We start from the raw sequence: 17,318 nt of genomic DNA, 5'->3' as shown, positions 1-17,318 counted from the left end.
GGCCATATTCGAATACATCAATGGCTTCTACAATCCGCGCAGAAGGCACTCGGCTTTGGCATGGAAAAGCCCATTGGCATTCGAAGCCAGGATCGCTTAAATGAGAACTCGGGGCGGAATCAAACCGTGACAGGTCCAAAGAGTTCGATATTCATCATCCGAATGTCGAACGAGATTACGTATTTGGATGGCTGCTCAAATCAATTTTCGAGAATGACTATCTACGGGCCAGGCTCGTATTCAAAGGCGGCAACTGTTTGCGCAAAGCCTTCTACCCTGACACCCGTTTTTCAGCCGACCTCGATTTTTCTGTCAGCGATGCCATTGACGCCGAACAAATGGGCGAACAGATCAATAATGCTTGCCGTGAAGCTCAAAATGCCTGCGGTGTCGAGTTCCTAATTGGCCGCAACACGTTCGCGTCGGGGCCGATGGTGGACAGCGCCCGGCGCTCATACAAAGCCCGAGTCTATTTCACCGACTTCTTTGGTCAGCAAGACGACTTGACGATCAGCGTCAAATTGGATGTTACCGAATTTGATCGCCTCCATCTCCCCACGATCACGCGTCAGCTCATTCACCCATATTCAGATGCCGCAGCTTGTAGCGCGGGTTTGAATTGCATGGCGATCGAGGAGATCGTCGCCAACAAGCTGAAATGCTTGATACAGCGCAGGCACTCCCACGATCTTTTCGACCTAGTGTATTCAACATTCATCGATCACACTATCGAACTGGACCGCGGCTTGGTCCTGCGCACCTTTTTAGACAAAACGATATTCCGCGCCAGCCCAGGCGCAGCCAAAGGAATTTTGCTTGGTATCCCGTTGGCTTTCTTCGGTGGAGTCTGGGAAAAATATATCCGTTGTCCGAAATCTACTCGCTTCGGCTTCGACCGCGCTGTCGAAGGTTTCAAAGACTGCATTGAACGCTTGTTCGATGGTGTAGGCAGCCGGAGTTGGGGTGAGCAACTCTATTTTGGCGGAGAGCATCGGCACCTGATCTTAGAAGCTGGAGCTGAACGCAGGCTGATGAAGTTGACCTATCACGGGGTTGAACGCGTCATCGAGCCATATTCGCTGGCTTACAAGCAAGCAGCGGGAAAGCCGGCGCGCGAATATTTTTACGCTTATGATAGAACAGGCGGGCGCACCAGCGGACCGAGCATCAAAGCCTTTCTCAACAAGGATGTTCAAGCGCTTTCGATCACGGATGAAAAATTCGAACCACGCTATGAAATCGAGCTTTCGAAGGCTGGAGAAGAAGCAAGGAACGTCTATTTCGGCAAAAGCTTCGGTGCAGGACGAGCCGCGCGCGGCGGTCGTTCCGCCAAAACTCGTGTTGGAAAAATACTGAAGGCGAAGAAGATCTGGGATTATGGACTCACTTACAAGGTGCAATGCCCTTACTGCCAAAAGATATTTACCCGGAAAACGCAGTCGCTCGAGCTAAAGGAGCACAAGTCGCCCGATGGCTTTCGCTGCGGTGGACGGAGCGGCTACCGAGTGTACTGAGCGCTCTGGTATTTCCTGCTCCAACAATTTTCGGACATCGCAAGGCTGCCGTGCGAGAATGCCCGCGTCCAATGACTTTTCCGATGAAACCCGTCTGTCCGCTCGCGACACCATTCCGGTCGTTCACTTCACTTCGCAACAAACGCCCACTCCCCGCCCTCTATTGACCTTCGCATACCGTGCAACGACCGGCAGCTTCGCAGAGTGGGAGGAAATCCTGCGTACGACCCAAATGGGGACGTATTGAAGCCGTCGCTAAGGCAATAGACCAAACTGTAATCGTCGGGTAGCACCGGTCCAGAGTTCAGCGTGAAATGGGAGCCAAGTGATCTTGCGCGATGCGCCAAGTGATCTTGCGCGCTACAAAAAAGTTCACACAATTTCCAACGTGGCAGCAAAGACGCCAAGTATGGGACTGAAATTCAAGAGCTTGATTTCTTTGGGGAAATGGCGCACCGGGGAGGATTCGAACCCCCGACCCCCAGATTCGTAGTCTGGTGCTCTATCCAGCTGAGCTACCGGTGCTTGATCTGCTCAAGAGCGTGTCGTCGAAGCCTTAAAGCAAGATTGCGACCGTCTTGGCGCTGCGGGGCGTGTGCCCCGGACAGGGCGCTTACCTACTGCGGTCCGGCGGGGAATGCAAGGGACTTTTCGAAGTTTTTTTCAAGGAACTGTCACAATGGCGCGCTACCCGCAGAAACCTGCCAGTTCCCCCCTCGCCCCGCCTGGCTGTGCATAACCGGGCTGCGCCCTGCCCCAGGGAGCCGCCGTGGTCAGATGGCTTTAAACCGCTTTGTCTTTTGCAGTGACATCTTTGAGGTCAGGCCGCTTGAGGCAGCCCCTATGACACACGGCCTGCCTCAAGCGGACCGGTCCGGCACCTCGATCCGGAAGCAGGTGCCCGGATGGGTTTCGTCGAGATGGATGGAGCCGCCATGGGCTTTCAAGAGCTCTGCCACGATGGCAAGGCCAAGGCCGACGCCGCCGGTTTTCGAGCCGGAATGGAAGGCCTTGAACAGGGCGGACTTGATGTTGCCCGGAATGCCGGGCCCGGTATCGGACACCGTCACGTGCACACAGGCGCCCTCGCGCTCTGCCGCCAGGGTGATCCTCCGGATCAGACTGCTGTCCCGCTCCGCTTCCAGCGCTTGAAGCGCGTTGCGCACCAGATTGAGCAGCACCCGGAAGATCTGTTCCGGGTCCGCGTCGATCTCCACCTCCTCCGGCACCTTGTTTTCGAAGGTTACCGTGCCGTGATCGGCCAGAGCCAGCACATCGGCCACATCATCGCCAAGACGGCGCAGCGCCAGAAGACGGCGCTGGGGCGGACGCTCCTGGGCCTTGCCATAGGCCATCACCGCCTGGGTGTAGCCGACGGCCCGGTCGAGCGTTGCCAGGATTTTCGGCGCAAGACGGCTGACCGTCGGGTCCGGCACATGTTCCAGACGCTCCAGAAACAGCTGCGCGGAGGCCAGCAGATTGCGCAGATCGTGATTGATCTTGGAGACCGCAAGACCAAGATCCGCCAGCCGCTGCTTCTGGTGAAGCGCCCGGGACAGCGCTTCCTCCATGGCCGCAAGACGGATTTCCGCATCGCCCAGCTCGTCCTTGCGGCCGGAGACCGTGATGATCCGGGAAGTGTCCTCCGGGTTGTCGGCAAAGCGTTCCATGGACCGGGTGAGTCGGCGCAGGGGCCGGATGAACAGCGCCCGCAGCGAAATATAGACCAAGCTGGCTGTGATACCGGAAATCACCAGCGACAGCGCCAGAATGCGGCCGGAAAAGGCCAGCATGTCCTGCTGCAGCAGCTTGACCGGCAACACCACATCCACCCGCTCCGTGTGGCCCATCTGGCCAAGACCGACCACCCGCATAACGCCATTGCCCTGGTAGGTCAGGATCTGGAACGCGCCCAGGATAGAGGAGACCGCCGTGTCATGGGCCATGTCGATCACGAAATCGACATTCTGCGGCACATCCTGCATGGCAATCAGGCTGCGGCGCGAGCCCTGGTCCAGCGAGATTGCAATCGCGCCGGTGGTGGTCAGCAACTCTTCCTGAAGGCGGGGGGCAATCGTATTGGTTTCGGCCAGAACGGACGCGGCCACGCCCGCCGTTGTCAACCGGTCCATCAGCCAAGTGTCCCGGTAGTTGGCGATGGAGGGCACATAGATGAAGACTTCCGACAACATGACAAAGAGCACGGTCAGGATCAGCAGCTTGCCGGACAGCCCGCCAAGCCGGTGCCCCTGTGCACGGATCTGATCTACCCCGGCCGGCCCTCCCGGGGACGGGTGCGGCGGGGCCTGATCCGGTGCTCCATCACTGGCCCCGTGCAGAGCCCGGGAAGAGACTGCGGCGCCGTCCGGCGCGCCCTCATGCTTCATGATCATTCGTCCCGACGGTGCCGCCCTCAGCCGGCACCGGTTCAAATACTTTATCCAAACCGGCGTAACATACCGATTACGCAGCGCAACCAAACACGTTTCGGTGCATCCGCATAGTACGAAATTGCCGCACGCCGCACCAGTTCCCCGAGGGTCGGATAAGGCGCGATGAAGCTGGCAAGGTCTTTCATCGACATCTTCTTAGACAGGGCAAGGGACAAAAGATTGACGATCTCCCCGGCCTGCTCCCCGGCGATGTCAGCCCCCAGAAGGCGGCCGCGCGGCCCTGCAATGAGTTTCAGCCGGCCTTTGAGGGCGCCTTCCGCCTGGGCCCGGTCATTGCCCGCGTAATCGGCGGTCAAGACTTTGACCTTGCTGCCATGGGTCTTGCGGGCCTGCGCTTCGGTGAGGCCCACATGGCCAAGTTCGGGAGAGGTGTAGGTCACCCAGGGCACGATGCCGGGTTCCATCCGGACCGGCAGGCGGAACAAAAGCGCACGGATCAGGAGCCCTGCCTGATAGCCCGCCACATGGGTGAATTGCAGCCCGCCGGCCACATCGCCAATCGCATAGACCTTGCGGTTGCTGGTGCGCAGGCTCTTGTCCACCTGGATGCCTTTGCGGTCATAGGCGATGCCCGCCGCGTCCAGGCCCAGCCCGTCCACATTCGGCGCCCGCCCGGCCGCCACCAGAAGATGGGAGGCTTCGATCTGCCGTGCCACACCATCCTTCTCGCAGACGCTCAAGACAAGCCCATCTCCAGTCTGTGCGACCGCCTCCACGCGGGTCTCTTCCAGAATCTCCACGCCCTCGCCCCGCGCGGCTTGCAGGACCAGGGCGCTGAGCTCCGGATCGTCCTTGCCCAGAGCTCTTGCCGCCTCCACCACGGTGACGCGAGCGCCGAGCCTGCGGTGCGCCTGGGCCATTTCCAGCCCGATGGGACCGCCGCCGACAATGGCCAGATGCTCCGGACAGCTCCGCAGGGTGAACAGGGTTTCGTTGGTCAGATACGGCACCTGATCCAGCCCGGGAAGGGGCGGCACGAAGGCGGAAGAGCCTGTGGCCACCACATAGCGGCGCGCCCGGATCTCCACCTCCCCGGCCTGCGCCCTGTCCGGCCCGGTGAAGCTGGCCGCCGCCTTGAGCACCGTGACACCGAGGCTTTCGAAGCGCTCTTGAGAATCGTGAGGCGCAATCTCGTCTATCACACTGCGCACATGGTCATTCACAGCTGCGAAATCGATCTCTTGCCCCATGGGAAGGATGCCAAATGCCTTGTTTTTCTGCGCGCTGGCAGCGGCCTTTCCGGCGGCCAGCAAGGCCTTGGACGGCACGCAGCCATAGTTGAGGCAATCGCCGCCCATCAGCCCTTTTTCGATCAGTACGACCTCAACCCCGAAAGCGGCCGCCGCCGCGGCGACGGACAAACCGGCCGATCCGGCACCGATGACACAAATGTCTGGGGTCAGCAATTTGGCCATGAAGGGCTCCGTTTCTGCTGGAGGCGGGACAGGATTACGCAGTGACCAGGCTAGGAATTGCGGGACCGGCGTTTTTTCAGGACCACGGGGATGAGGCTTGCAACTCCGAGGGCAAAGAAAGCCGCCAGCAGCTGGGGCGTGACCAGAGCACTGATCTCAATGGCACAGGTTCCCGCCGCCGCACAGCCCGGATTGGCGGCCTCCTGGGCCATGATGACACTGTCCAGACCGGAGCCGATAAAGGCAAAGGCGAAGGTGCCCGGAATGATCCCCAGCACGGTGGCAAAGGCGTAGGTGGCCAGGGGCATCTGAAAGACGGCCGGGGCGATATTGACCAGCCAGAACGGAAAGACCGGGGTGAGGCGCAGGAACAGGAGATAGCTGAAGCCTTCTGTGCGTAACCCCTCCGCCAGCCGGGCGAGAAAGGGGCCCGCCCGCCGGGTCAGAACATCGCCAAAGGAAGAGCGTGCCACCAGAAACACGATGGAGGCCCCGAGCGACGCGCCGATCACCGTGGCAATCCCACCCAGAACCCAGCCGAACAGGAAGCCCCCGGCAATGGTCAGGAGCGAAGCACCGGGAACAGACAGCGCGACGCTCACCAGATAGATCAGGATATAGGCCAGGAGCGCCAGGACCGTATGGTGTGCCACAAAGGCAGTCAGCCCCTGGCGCTGCATGATCAGATTCGACAGGCTGAGCTGATCCTGAAGTCCGGTGGAAAACACAATCGCCATCAACCCGGCCAAAGCTGCCATCGGCAACCATTTTCGGGCTCTGGCGGCGACGGATGATCCGCCGGAACCGCGTCTGTGCGCGGCCGCCTCGTCCGATCTTCCGGCCGCCGGGCCCGTTTCCTTCGGCGCTGCCATGGTGTCTGCCTTGTCCCCCAGCATATCCATCCACTTTGCGTATCGGTGTCAGGCGGTGGAAAGGACCGCCACAATTGCTTCATAAGGCAGATGTACCTTAAAGCCGGTAAAAAGAACGGCGCTTCACCGAGAAGTGACGGCATCTGGCGGCCCGGTCACCTGTGTGTGATCCGGGTTTTCGTGTCAGATTCTTGTCTGGTGACGTTGACTTGAAGCGGCGCGGCGCTTATAAGCGCGCTCGATCGGGACATGCATTCGGGACCCAAGGCTGAAATTGCCGCGCTCTTCCGGCGCTTTCGGGTGCTTTCTCCAAAGAATTTAAATGAACAAGGGCCGCGCTCAAATCCGCGCGGGGAAGAACAATGAAGCGTACGTATCAACCGAGCCGTCTTGTCCGCAAGCGCCGCCACGGCTTCCGCGCACGTATGGCCACCAAAAATGGCCGTCAGGTGCTTGCTCGCCGTCGTGCAAAAGGCCGCAAGAGCCTCAGCGCCTGATCGGCGACCTGCGCGCAGTGCGCCGGGTTGGCGGCGTCTGCCAGGACCAATCCGCCGCCATGGACACTCTAAAAAAGCGCTCCGAATTCCTGGCGGTCGCCAAAGGCGGCCGGCTGGGTCGGCGCGCTTTTGTCGTTCAGGGCCTTCCGCGGGACACGGATAATGCGCCGCGCGTGGGCTACACGGTGACCAAGAAGACCGGCAATTCTGTTGCCCGCAGCCGCATCAAACGGCGCCTGAGGGCAGCCGTTGCCGCGTTAGAGGCCGGGGATATTCCGCAAAAAGCAGATTTTGTGCTTGTCGCGCGCGATAGCGCGCTCACTCTTCCCTTTCAAAAACTCGTTGCAGACCTTAAGTCTGGCCTGAGCCAAGTGCTGGACCCGGACACGCCGCGCGGACGGTCCAAATCGCGCAAGGGGCGTCACAAGGGCGCTCAAGGGTCTCAGTCGACATCGCGCAGGAAACAGGGGTAACTCCAGTTGATTTCTGAAAACCGAAACACGATTCTTGCAATTGTCTTGTCCCTGATCGTTCTGCTTGGCTGGCAATATTTTGTTGCCAATCCGGAACTTGAGCGCCAGCAGGCAGCCCTTCAGGCCCAGCAGCAGGAAGACGCAGCCCGCCAGGCCGCAACGGCAGACGGCAGCAGCGGCCACGCCAACGCGCCCCAGCCTGCCGCCAACGCTTCGGGCGGCACAGCAGCCCTTCCGGCCCAGGGCGCAGGCGGCTCCGCCACCTTTGCCAACCGGGAGCAGGCCCTGTCCGCAAGCAAGCGCATTGTCATCGATACGCCCCATCTGGAAGGCTCCGTCAATCTGACCGGCGGGCTTCTGGATGATCTGCGGCTGAAGGAATATCACGAGACCGTCGACAAGAGCAGCCCAACCATCGTGCTGTTTTCGCCGAAGGGCAGCCCCAATCCCTATTACGCCGATTACGGCTGGGTGGCCGATCCCGGTGCCAATGTTGCCCTGCCCGGCCCAAATACGGTCTGGTCCGTTGCAGGCGATGCAACGCTCACGCCCAGCTCGCCTCTGGTCCTGACCTGGAATAACGGCGACGGACTGACCTTCAAGCGCACCTATTCGGTGGATGACAACTATCTCTTTACCGTTGACCAGTCCGTCGAAAACAGCTCCGGCGCGCCGGTCACGCTTTACCCTTACGGCCTGATTGCGCGCAAGGGCGTGCCGCAGACCAGTGGCATCTGGATCCTGCATGAAGGCCTTCTCGGGGTCTTCGGCGAAGACGGGCTGCAGCAGGTCAAATATGCGGACCTGGAAGAAGACGGCGCCATACGCCCGCCCAAGGTCGACAATGGCTGGCTTGGGATTACCGACAAATACTGGGCCGCCACCCTGCTGCCGCTTCCTGGTGCGGAGTTCCAGCCGAGCTTCAGCTTTTCCAAGACAACAGGCAACTTCCAGGCCGACTACCTGGGCAGTGCGGTGTCTGTTCCGGCGGGCGGAAATGCACAGACCAGCTCCTATCTCTTTGCCGGCGCCAAGGAAACCAAGCTTCTGGACGCTTATGAGGAAGCCCTTGGCCTGAACCGGTTCGAGCTCTTGATCGACTGGGGCTGGTTCTACTTCCTGACCAAGCCGATGTTCTTTGCCATCGACTATTTCTTCCACCTGTTTGGCAATTTCGGTGTCGCCATTCTGGTTGTGACCGTCATCGTCAAGCTGATCTTCTTCCCGCTGGCCAACAAGTCCTATGTCTCCATGAGCAAGATGAAGCTCGTGCAGCCACAGATGACGGAAATCCGCGAGAAATACGGCGACGACCGGCAGAAGCAGCAACAGGCGCTGATGGAGCTTTACAAGAAGGAGAAGATCAATCCGCTGGCCGGCTGTCTGCCGATCCTGATCCAGATCCCGGTCTTCTTTTCGCTCTACAAGGTGCTGTTCGTCACCATCGAAATGCGCCATGCGCCGTTCTTCGGCTGGATTCAGGACCTGTCCGCCCCGGACCCGACAACCCTCTTCAACCTGTTCGGCCTGATCCCCTGGGACCCACCGCAGCTGCTGATGCTGGGCGTCTGGCCCCTGATCATGGGCATTACCATGTTCGTCCAGATGAAAATGAACCCGGCCCCGCCCGATCCGACCCAGCAGATGATCTTCACCTGGATGCCCGTGGTCTTCACCTTCATGCTGGCTTCTTTCCCGGCCGGTCTGGTGATCTACTGGGCCTGGAACAACACCCTGTCGGTGACCCAGCAATATGTGATCATGCGCCGCCAGGGAGCCAAAGTGGAGCTCTGGGACAATCTGGGTTCCATGTTCAAACGCAAGAAACAGGCGCCGGACGACAAGAGCTGACGTCCAGCCGGACAATCCGGAAAGAGCCTCAAGCCCCGCGCTTCCGCGGGGCTTTCTTTTTGGGCAGACTGCTGATGACGCCCGCCTCCTTCAATCTTCGGGAACCGGACGAAAAACTCAAAGAGCGGATCGGGCGGCGTGTGGACGGAAAGGGCCATCCTCAGGGCCTGCGCGATGTTTGGCTGGAAAGCCGCCGGTCCAAGTAGGGTTTTGCCGTTTGCCTGTCGAAGTCCGGCTTGTATCTCACTGCCCGATGTGGTTGAAGAGGCTCCAGTCTGCCTGAAAGGCAGATGCCTGATCTCTTCCAATCTCAGGAGTGTGCAGACCAATGATCCGATGAAGCAAGACCTGTTCTGAAAGGCGAGGATGCCGGCCGGCAGGTCGAAGACGCACAGCGTCTCTCCATTTCCTTTCCATGTCATTTGCTTTCCGGAGGTCCCATGCACGGCCCATCCCCTGACACACGCCATCCCTTCAACGGCGAACCGCACACGGTTTTTCTGAAGAACGTCATCACCCGCCCCAATATCGAGGTGGGCGACTACACCTATTATCACGACTTCGACAATGCCCCGGACTTTGAGAACCGCAATGTGCGCTATCATTTCGAGGCGATCGGCGACCGGCTGAAAATCGGCAGGTTCTGCGCGCTAGCCCATGGCACCAGCTTCATCATGAACGGGGCCAACCACGCCATGACCGGGTTTTCCACCTACCCGTTTCATATTTTCGATGCCGCCTGGATGGCCGCCTTCGACCCGGCCAGCATTTTCGATCACCTGCGCGGCGACACGCTTGTTGAAAATGATGTCTGGTTCGGCACCCACTCAACGGTGCTGCCGGGGGTGACCATCTGCAACGGGGCCATCATCGGCGCCCACACAGTGGTCACCTCGGATGTGCCCCCTTATGCGGTGGTTGTTGGCAATCCGGGCCGTGTCGTCCGGCTGCGCTTCGACGAGGCCAGCATCGACCGGCTTCTGGCGGTGGCCTGGTGGGACTGGCCCGCCGCAAAGATCACCCGGCACTTGAAGGCCATCTGGGGTGCGGATATCGATCTTCTCGAAGAGGCCGCCCTCGCAGACGAACCGGCTCTCGACGCAGCGGACGAGGCAGGGTAGAAGGCGCCATGAGCGACGATACCCTCCATACCCCAGACGACCTGGAAGCGGGCCGGCTGATGTTTGCCCGCCCCTGGGACTTTTTGACCAGCGTCACCGACATGCGCGACCTTCCGGAAGCAGCCGGAACGGAAATCGCCTTTGCCGGGCGCTCCAATGTGGGCAAGTCCAGCCTGATCAACGCCCTGACCGGCCGTAAGGGCCTGGCGCGGACCTCGTCCACGCCGGGCCGCACGCAGATGCTGAATTTCTTCATCGCCCCGGACACGCCGCTGACCATTGTCGACATGCCCGGCTATGGCTATGCCCAGGCACCGAAAGAGCTGGTGGAGGCCTGGACCGACCTGGTCTTCTCCTATTTGCGCGGCCGGCCGAACCTGCGCCGGGTGATCCTTCTGATCGACAGCCGGCACGGCATCAAGAAGAACGATCTGGAAGCCATGGAGCTTCTGGACAAGGCGGCCGTGGTCTATCAGGTGGTGCTGACCAAGGCCGACAAGATCAAACCGCCCCAGTTGGCGCGGCTGATGGACGAGACCAGAACGCTGCTGACCAAACGGGTGGCCGCCCACCCGGTTGTCCTTGCAACGTCGTCGGAAAAAAACAAGGGCGTTGACGGCCTGAAGGCCGAATTGTGCCTGCTTGCCAACCAGTAGTGTCTGACAGACTTGAGAAAAGCCGCGAATTGTGAAGCCTGCACAAACCAGCTATAGCAAGTGTCCTTCAACCGATTGTCCGCATCCAGATTGAGTACCTCACGTCCATGACCACGCCCGACATGTCCAGCCGCGCCCACATCATCGCGCATGCACTGCCCTACATGCAGCGCTATGACGACAAGACCGTTGTGGTGAAATATGGCGGTCATGCCATGGGCGATCCGGAGCTGGGCCAGGCCTTTGCCCGCGACATCACGCTGTTGCGCCAGTCCGGCGTCAAGCCGGTGGTCGTGCATGGCGGCGGGCCGCAGATCGGCAAGATGCTGCAGCGGCTGAACATTGTCAGCGAATTCAAGGGCGGCCTGCGCGTGACCGACAAGGCCACCGTGGAAGTGGTGGAAATGGTGCTGGCCGGGGCGATCAACAAGGAAATCGTCCAGATGATCAACGCGGAAGGCGGCCGCGCGGTGGGCCTGTGCGGCAAGGATGGCAACCTGGTCACCGCGCGCAAGCTGCAACGCACCGTGGTTGATCCGGACAGCAACATTGAAAGCGTGGTGGATCTCGGCTTTGTCGGTGAACCGTCCAGCGTCGATCCGACCGTCCTGAAGCTGGTGCTGAAGGAAGCCATCATTCCGGTGGTTGCCCCGGTCGCCCATGGGGAGGACGGCGCCACCTACAACATCAATGCGGACACGGCCGCCGGGGCCATTGCCGGATCGCTTCACGCCAAGCGGCTGCTGTTTCTGACCGACGTGCCCGGCGTGCTCGACAAGGACGGCAATCTGATCAAGCAGCTGACCGTGGCCAAGGCGCGCGAGCTGATTGCCGACGGCACCATTTCCGGCGGCATGATCCCAAAGGTTGAAACCTGCATCGAGGCGCTGGAGCTGGGTGTGGAAGGCGTTGTCATCCTGAACGGCAAGGTGCCCCATGCGGTGCTTCTGGAGCTGTTCACCGATGGCGGCGCAGGGACCTTGATCCGCCCGTGACCGGCAAGCGCACCCTGCCGGCGGAAGGCCAGCACGCCCACCGCCAGGACCTTAGGGTCTTCAAGGGGGTGGAAGCCTGGGTCTTTGATCTGGACAACACGCTCTATCCGCATGACGCGGATCTGTTTGCCCAGATCAACGAGCAGATCGCCCGCTATGTGGAAAGGCTGCTCGACCTCAGCCGGGCCGATGCCATGGCCCATCAAAAGGCGCTTTACCACGAATACGGGACCACCTTGCGCGGCCTGATGGTGACGCACAAGATCGATCCGGACGACTATCTCGCCTTTGTCCACGACATTGACTATTCGGGCCTTGCGCCCGCCCCGGATCTGGGCACAGCCATCAAGGCCCTGCCCGGCCGGAAGTTCATCTTCACCAATGGCGACCGCCCCCATGCGGAACGCACCGCCGCCGCCCTTGGCATTGCAGAGCATTTTGAAGATATTTTTGACATCGTCTCGGCTGATCTTGTGCCCAAGCCCAACCGGGAAACCTATGACAAGTTCCTTGACCTGACCGGCATTGCCCCGGCCCGCGCCGCCATGTTCGAGGATCTGGCCAAGAACCTGCACGTGCCCCACCAGCTCGGCATGCGCACGGCGCTGATCGTGCCCAGGGGCAGCCGGGAAGTGTTTCAGGGGGACCTGGATCTGGAGGCCGATCCCTATCCCCATGTCGACTTTGTCACCGAAGACCTGACCGGCTTCCTGAAAGCCGTTCTGGGGGCTATGGCGTCCTGATCCGGAGCGGCACAGGTCTGCTTCAGTTCTGCGGAAACTTGAAGCCGCTTGAAAAGACGGCCCCTCCCCTTGCCCGGACCGGCTGAAGGCGCAATAAGGGGCAAATTTTCAAAAACCCGTCAGGAGCCTCATGTCCCTTCGTGTCGTCTTTATGGGCACCCCGGAATTTTCAGTGCCGACCCTCATGGAAATCGTCGGTCAGGGCCACGAGGTTGTTGCCTGCTACTCACAGCCCCCGCGCCCGGCCGGGCGGGGCATGGACCTGAAAAAATCGCCTGTCCATGAGGCCGCCGAGTCCTTTGCCATCCCAGTCTTCACGCCCAAAAGCCTGAAAGGGCCGGACGAGCAGGCCGAATTTGCCTCGCTGAACGCCGATGTTGCCGTTGTGGTCGCCTATGGCCTGCTGCTGCCAAAGGCTGTTCTGGACGCACCGCACCATGGCTGTTTGAACCTGCATGCCTCCATGCTGCCGCGCTGGCGTGGTGCGGCCCCGATCAACCGGGCCATCATGGCGGGCGACACGGAAACCGCCGTTCAGGTGATGCGCATGGAAGAAGGTCTGGACACAGGCCCGGTCTGCCTGTCGGAAACCGTGGCCATCGGCCAAAATATGACTGCCGGGGAATTGCATGACCGGCTGTCCGGCCTCGGCGGAGACCTGATGGTGCGGGCGCTTGCGGCCCTGTCACGGGGCGCCCTTGGCGAGCAGGCCCAGTCTGAAGATGGTGTCACCTATGCGGCCAAGCTCTCCAAGCAAGAAACCCGGATCGACTGGTCCAGGCCGGCGGCGGAGATTCACAACCACATTCGCGGCCTGTCCCCCTTTCCCGGTGCCTGGTGCGACATGCCACTTGGCAGCAAACCGGAGCGGGTGAAAATCCTGCGCAGCGCGCTGGTGGACGGCAGCGGAGTGCCCGGCACGGTGCTGTCCGCGGATGATGTGCCCGTGATTGCCTGCGGCTCCGGAGCTGTCCGTCTGGAAGAAGTGCAGCGCGCGGGCAAGAAGCCCATGAACGGCGCAGATTTCCTGCGCGGTGCAGCTCTTTCTGCCGGCACACAACTCAACTAAACTAGGCCCTTGGCATCACAGGCTTCAGGAGACACCCATGACCGGCGCGGCCCCATTCTCCGATCTGACAATCCGCAGCGTGACTGCAGAGGACACGGCTGCCATCCGGGACCTGCTGACGGCCGCATTTCCCTCCGGCATGGAAGCCCGGCTGGTTGAAAAACTGCGCAACTGCGGCGCCCTTGTGCTGGAACAGGTGGCTGTGGATGCCAGCGGCGCCGTTCAGGGCCACATTGCCTATAGCCGGGTCACTCCGGCGGCCATCGGCCCGGGACAGGCGCTGCAGGTGTGTTGTCTCGCCCCTGTCTCCGTATGGCCCGGCCAGCAGCGCAAGGGCATCGGCTCGCAGCTGATCCGCGCGTCCCTTGAGACGCTGAAAACGCTCGAGGAGGATCTGGTGCTTGTACTCGGGCCACCCTCCTACTATCCGCGCTTCGGGTTTGATGCGCAGCTCGCCCGCAAGGTTCAGGGGCCCTATGCAGGCGATGCGTTCATGGCGCTTGCTCTCACCCCGGCCGGGTCTGCCGATCTGCCGATTGAAGTGGCTTTTGCCACGCCGTTTCAAGAATTCGAATAATCAGAGCCCCGCAGAATGCCACGCTACAAGTTGACGGTGGAATATGACGGCCGCCCGTTCTGCGGCTGGCAGCGCCAGGCCAATGGGCCATCTGTTCAGGCCGTGATCGAACGAGCCATCCGGTCCTTTTCCGGCGAAGAGGTCACCATTGGCGGCGCGGGCCGGACCGACACGGGGGTGCATGCCACCGGACAGGTCTGCCACGCGGATCTCGGCAAAGCCTGGCCGGTCAAAACCATCATGGGGGCCCTGAACTTTCACTGCCAGCCGGACCCGGTGGTAATTCTGGACTGCGCAGAAATGCATGAGGGTTTCGACGCCCGTTTTTCCGCGATCCGCCGGTCCTACCGCTACCGCATCCACAACCGGATCCCGCCGCTGACCCATCAGCTCGGTCTGGCCTGGCATGTGAAGCCGGAGCTGGATGCTAAGGCAATGCACGACGCCGCGCAGGAATTTGTCGGCCACCACGACTTCACCACGTTCCGCCACTCCCGCTGCCAGGCCAAGAGCCCGGAAAAGACCCTTGAACACTTCCGCGTCTTCCGGGAAGGCGAATTTGTCATCGCCGAATGCTCCTCACGCTCCTTCCTGCACAATCAGGTGCGCTCCATGGTCGGCAGCTTGCGGCTGGTGGGGGAAGGCAAGTGGGGCGGCGGCGACATCTCAAAGGCACTTTTGGCACGGGACCGCAAGGCCTGCGGCCCGGTGGCCCCTGCCGACGGGCTTTATCTGACCCGCGTCGACTACCGCCCGGCGGAACTGGATATAGAACTCTTGAAAGACTGGCAGGCCCGCAAGGCGGCCCTGGGCGCTGACGCGGATCGCGTTTAATCGGATCTGCCTTTCGCTGCAAATCCAGGTGGCGCACGCAAAGGACATCACAGTTTGACTCTTCAGGGGGGCACCTACGGCTGGGGGCGAAATGGTACGCTAGTGTGGTGGAAGAGCCCAAAGCGCCGGATGATGCGTTTGGTATGAATGGCTGCTTTGCGTTCCCAATATTGGCCGTCCGCTGTTTGGCGACCTAGTCCTGAAAGCGGACATTCATTTGAGGCGCAGCAAATTCATAGAATGGGCGGGAAGCTGACATTTGCTGCACATGCAAACGCTCAGGTGCGATTTCCGCAAAGCAGACAATCAAAGTCTCAGATTCGGCTATGTGCGTGTTCCCAAGGAACCGATGGTGGTAAGCGTTGTTCCGTTCCCACCTGTACATTACTGATTTAGAACACCATGATCGCCATGAAGACTGCGCTTATCCGAGGTCTTTGTCACATCGTGCGATCACATTGTCTTTCTCTTCCGATTCTGGCCTAACATCATGACATTTAGACAAGATCAATTTTTCCAAGCAGTGGCCTCTCGGCAAATTCCGCGGATCAGGGTCGCAGGTATCGTTGTTGCGGATGAACGCGTTTTGGTTCAGCAACCCGTCGATGACCCTGGGTCCTGTTGCGCTTTTATTGGAGGCGAGTATGAGATCGGGGACACATTCGAGGCACGTTTGAAGAAGGAGTTTGAAGAAGAAACGAATGCCACGATTGTTACGTTGGAATATCTTTTCTGCGTCGAGAACCAATTTCGATATAACAAAAACCTGATTCAACAGGTGGAACACTATTTCCTGGTAAATCTGGATCGGCACGACGTGGAGAGCAGAGAAGCGCACTTAAGGCAGCGCTGGATTCCATTGCGGCAGCTCAGTCAAGCAGATGTCCGGCCAACAGCAGTTCGTGACGCGATTTCCGACGGAAGCTACTTGAGTAAGCGGCATATCGTTCAAATGCCGGATTAAACTGCTCGATTGTCCGGAATGCGGGCTGCGGCCGCAGCATCCGAAGGCCGCGCTCAAGGTCGGCTATGGGCCGTTAATGTCGGCACCCGGCTGCAATTGCCATGTCCGCTTTACTATTTCGGCTACAACAGCCAGACTGTGCGCTCCCGGCCACAAAGCTGTCATTCGCCGAAGCCGCATTTATGGCTGCTTCGTCCGCATCTCGCCAGTTCACGCCGGTTGGAGCGAACGGCAGGTGTGGGAAAATAGGCCCGGCACCGAGACAGTCACCGTAACAGCTCAATGAAACGCCTTTGAGGGCAAAATCCGTGGTTTTATCGCTGTACCGGCGGACGATCCCCTTACGAACGGGGCGTGCGGACCTAAACGTACTATTTCGCCCCTAGCCGTAAGCGACCCCTTCAGGAACGCGAAGCGCTAAGAAGAGGCGGGCTGTTCGTCCGGCGGGATCACAACGCATTTCTTGTAAAGATGCCAGGTGGTGTGGCCGAGCACGGGCAAGGTCACAATCAGGCCCAGAAACGCCGGCGCCATCGAAACGATCAAAAGCGCGGTGACCGCCAGCGCCCAGCCGATCATCGGCACGGGGGACACGACGACGGCACGCACACTGGTGATCATGGCGGTGATGAAATCCCGGTCCTCCTCCAAAAGCAGCGGGAAGGAAATCACCGTCAGCGAAAACAGGATCAGGGACAGGATCGCCCCGACCACATGGCCGACCGCCAGAAACATCAGCCCTTCCGGCGTGGAAATGACCTGAGCCAGGAACGCATCAAAGCTGGCAAAGGACTTGAAGCCCAGAAAAAGCGCCAGCAGCAGCCGCACCTGATACATCCACATGATCTGGATAAAGAGCACCACAAAAGCCATCCAGGACAGTTCCCGGCCCTTCTGGGCCCAGATCGTGCCAAGGACCGCTGTCCAGGTGAGCGGTTCCCCGGAGGCGAGCCTGCGGCTGACCTCATAAAGGCCAACCGCCGCAAATGGCCCGATCAGCACGAAACCGGCGGCGGCCGGATAGGACAGGTAGCTCATGTTGAGGGCCGCCGCGCTGAGGACCACAAACAGCCCGCCTGCGGCAAACAGGGCACCGATGACGAGGCCATAAACGGGCGCCCGCCGGAAATCCATCAGACCGGCGGCCAGCGCATCGATGACATCATTGGCGGTGATCTTGTTGACCTGCGGCATGGGGCGCATCGCCGCGGCACTTTGAGCCACTGGCGCGTGTGGTGCGGCAGTTTGAGATGTTGGGGCCTGGCGGTCTGCGCCCGCAGGCGC

The 17,318-nt window shown here is 60.4% G+C and carries 17 protein-coding genes and 1 tRNA gene; 13 read left to right on the top strand and 5 right to left on the bottom strand.

Features of this window, described 5'->3' with window-relative positions:
- Positions 1 to 149 precede the first annotated feature (149 nt).
- Positions 150 to 1,514, top strand: a complete 1,365-nt coding sequence (locus ACXAIC_RS21590; protein WP_475185418.1) for a nucleotidyl transferase AbiEii/AbiGii toxin family protein — start codon at positions 150 to 152, stop codon at positions 1,512 to 1,514.
- Between the two features lie 448 nt (positions 1,515 to 1,962).
- Here the strand turns inward: ACXAIC_RS21590 and ACXAIC_RS21585 are convergent.
- From ACXAIC_RS21585 to ACXAIC_RS21570, 4 genes are all read right to left on the bottom strand, one after another.
- Positions 1,963 to 2,039: transfer RNA gene (locus tag ACXAIC_RS21585), tRNA-Arg, on the bottom strand.
- A 335-nt stretch (positions 2,040 to 2,374) separates the two neighbouring features.
- On the bottom strand, positions 2,375 to 3,901 hold the full coding sequence (locus ACXAIC_RS21580) for a sensor histidine kinase (RefSeq protein WP_475185403.1): 1,527 nt from the start codon (positions 3,899 to 3,901) through the stop codon (positions 2,375 to 2,377).
- A gap of 50 nt (positions 3,902 to 3,951) precedes the next feature.
- Entirely contained in the window at positions 3,952 to 5,382 is a 1,431-nt protein-coding gene (locus ACXAIC_RS21575; protein WP_475185398.1) for a dihydrolipoyl dehydrogenase family protein, read from the bottom strand.
- Positions 5,383 to 5,432: 50 nt separating this feature from the next.
- On the bottom strand, positions 5,433 to 6,284 hold the full coding sequence (locus ACXAIC_RS21570) for a TVP38/TMEM64 family protein (RefSeq protein WP_475185394.1): 852 nt from the start codon (positions 6,282 to 6,284) through the stop codon (positions 5,433 to 5,435).
- A gap of 332 nt (positions 6,285 to 6,616) precedes the next feature.
- Between ACXAIC_RS21570 and rpmH the strand changes: the two genes are divergently transcribed.
- From rpmH to ACXAIC_RS21510, 12 genes are all read left to right on the top strand, one after another.
- Positions 6,617 to 6,751 carry a 50S ribosomal protein L34 gene (gene rpmH, locus ACXAIC_RS21565; RefSeq protein WP_006934271.1) on the top strand — a complete coding sequence of 45 codons (135 nt, stop codon included), beginning with the start codon at positions 6,617 to 6,619 and terminating at the stop codon, positions 6,749 to 6,751.
- Between the two features lie 59 nt (positions 6,752 to 6,810).
- Positions 6,811 to 7,224, top strand: coding sequence for a ribonuclease P protein component (gene rnpA, locus ACXAIC_RS21560; protein ID WP_475185390.1), 414 nt, complete (start codon positions 6,811 to 6,813; stop codon positions 7,222 to 7,224).
- Between the two features lie 9 nt (positions 7,225 to 7,233).
- Positions 7,234 to 9,075, top strand: a complete 1,842-nt coding sequence (gene yidC / locus ACXAIC_RS21555; protein WP_475185414.1) for a membrane protein insertase YidC — start codon at positions 7,234 to 7,236, stop codon at positions 9,073 to 9,075.
- A 74-nt stretch (positions 9,076 to 9,149) separates the two neighbouring features.
- Entirely contained in the window at positions 9,150 to 9,281 is a 132-nt protein-coding gene (locus ACXAIC_RS21550; RefSeq protein ID WP_475185387.1) for a hypothetical protein, read from the top strand.
- Between the two features lie 234 nt (positions 9,282 to 9,515).
- Positions 9,516 to 10,196, top strand: a complete 681-nt coding sequence (locus tag ACXAIC_RS21545) for a CatB-related O-acetyltransferase (protein WP_475185384.1) — start codon at positions 9,516 to 9,518, stop codon at positions 10,194 to 10,196.
- 8 nt (positions 10,197 to 10,204) lie between these two features.
- Positions 10,205 to 10,852 (top strand): ribosome biogenesis GTP-binding protein YihA/YsxC, encoded by a 648-nt coding sequence (yihA, locus tag ACXAIC_RS21540; RefSeq protein ID WP_475185381.1) that lies wholly within the window; start codon positions 10,205 to 10,207, stop codon positions 10,850 to 10,852.
- Positions 10,853 to 10,959: 107 nt separating this feature from the next.
- On the top strand, positions 10,960 to 11,847 hold the full coding sequence (gene argB / locus ACXAIC_RS21535) for an acetylglutamate kinase (protein ID WP_475185375.1): 888 nt from the start codon (positions 10,960 to 10,962) through the stop codon (positions 11,845 to 11,847).
- The gene (locus ACXAIC_RS21530; RefSeq protein ID WP_475185371.1) at positions 11,844 to 12,590 is read left to right on the top strand and encodes a pyrimidine 5'-nucleotidase; all 747 of its coding nucleotides are present in this window, start codon (positions 11,844 to 11,846) and stop codon (positions 12,588 to 12,590) included. Before argB ends, ACXAIC_RS21530 begins: the two co-directional genes overlap by 4 nt.
- A gap of 130 nt (positions 12,591 to 12,720) precedes the next feature.
- Positions 12,721 to 13,659, top strand: coding sequence for a methionyl-tRNA formyltransferase (fmt, locus tag ACXAIC_RS21525; RefSeq protein WP_475185369.1), 939 nt, complete (start codon positions 12,721 to 12,723; stop codon positions 13,657 to 13,659).
- Between the two features lie 37 nt (positions 13,660 to 13,696).
- Entirely contained in the window at positions 13,697 to 14,236 is a 540-nt protein-coding gene (locus ACXAIC_RS21520; RefSeq protein ID WP_475185366.1) for a GNAT family N-acetyltransferase, read from the top strand.
- Positions 14,237 to 14,251: 15 nt separating this feature from the next.
- Positions 14,252 to 15,070 (top strand): tRNA pseudouridine(38-40) synthase TruA, encoded by an 819-nt coding sequence (gene truA / locus ACXAIC_RS21515; RefSeq protein ID WP_475185362.1) that lies wholly within the window; start codon positions 14,252 to 14,254, stop codon positions 15,068 to 15,070.
- 490 nt (positions 15,071 to 15,560) lie between these two features.
- Positions 15,561 to 16,034, top strand: a complete 474-nt coding sequence (locus ACXAIC_RS21510) for an NUDIX domain-containing protein (RefSeq protein WP_475185360.1) — start codon at positions 15,561 to 15,563, stop codon at positions 16,032 to 16,034.
- Between the two features lie 417 nt (positions 16,035 to 16,451).
- On the opposite strand, the gene ACXAIC_RS21505 is transcribed toward ACXAIC_RS21510, so the two are convergent.
- On the bottom strand, positions 16,452 to 17,237 hold the full coding sequence (locus tag ACXAIC_RS21505; RefSeq protein ID WP_475185411.1) for a DUF2189 domain-containing protein: 786 nt from the start codon (positions 17,235 to 17,237) through the stop codon (positions 16,452 to 16,454).
- Positions 17,238 to 17,318 lie beyond the last annotated feature (81 nt).

This window comes from Roseibium sp. AWQ4_254 (genome assembly GCF_056161025.1).
Note: the sequence above shows the minus strand (reverse complement) of the source record. Positions and strands in the feature narration are given on the sequence as shown.

Excerpts from the sequence above, each read along its gene's own strand:
- ACXAIC_RS21570 (WP_475185394.1), bottom strand. The coding sequence starts at position 6,284 with ATGGATATGCTGGGGGACAAGGCAGACACCATGGCAGCGCCGAAGGAA.
- rnpA (WP_475185390.1), top strand. The coding sequence starts at position 6,811 with ATGGACACTCTAAAAAAGCGCTCCGAATTCCTGGCGGTCGCCAAAGGC.
- argB (WP_475185375.1), top strand. The coding sequence starts at position 10,960 with ATGACCACGCCCGACATGTCCAGCCGCGCCCACATCATCGCGCATGCA.
- rpmH (WP_006934271.1), top strand. The coding sequence starts at position 6,617 with ATGAAGCGTACGTATCAACCGAGCCGTCTTGTCCGCAAGCGCCGCCAC.
- ACXAIC_RS21505 (WP_475185411.1), bottom strand. The coding sequence starts at position 17,237 with ATGCGCCCCATGCCGCAGGTCAACAAGATCACCGCCAATGATGTCATC.
- truA (WP_475185362.1), top strand. The coding sequence starts at position 14,252 with ATGCCACGCTACAAGTTGACGGTGGAATATGACGGCCGCCCGTTCTGC.
- fmt (WP_475185369.1), top strand. The coding sequence starts at position 12,721 with ATGTCCCTTCGTGTCGTCTTTATGGGCACCCCGGAATTTTCAGTGCCG.
- ACXAIC_RS21520 (WP_475185366.1), top strand. The coding sequence starts at position 13,697 with ATGACCGGCGCGGCCCCATTCTCCGATCTGACAATCCGCAGCGTGACT.
- ACXAIC_RS21580 (WP_475185403.1), bottom strand. The coding sequence starts at position 3,901 with ATGAAGCATGAGGGCGCGCCGGACGGCGCCGCAGTCTCTTCCCGGGCT.
- ACXAIC_RS21575 (WP_475185398.1), bottom strand. The coding sequence starts at position 5,382 with ATGGCCAAATTGCTGACCCCAGACATTTGTGTCATCGGTGCCGGATCG.
- ACXAIC_RS21550 (WP_475185387.1), top strand. The coding sequence starts at position 9,150 with ATGACGCCCGCCTCCTTCAATCTTCGGGAACCGGACGAAAAACTCAAA.
- ACXAIC_RS21545 (WP_475185384.1), top strand. The coding sequence starts at position 9,516 with ATGCACGGCCCATCCCCTGACACACGCCATCCCTTCAACGGCGAACCG.
- ACXAIC_RS21510 (WP_475185360.1), top strand. The coding sequence starts at position 15,561 with ATGACATTTAGACAAGATCAATTTTTCCAAGCAGTGGCCTCTCGGCAA.
- yihA (WP_475185381.1), top strand. The coding sequence starts at position 10,205 with ATGAGCGACGATACCCTCCATACCCCAGACGACCTGGAAGCGGGCCGG.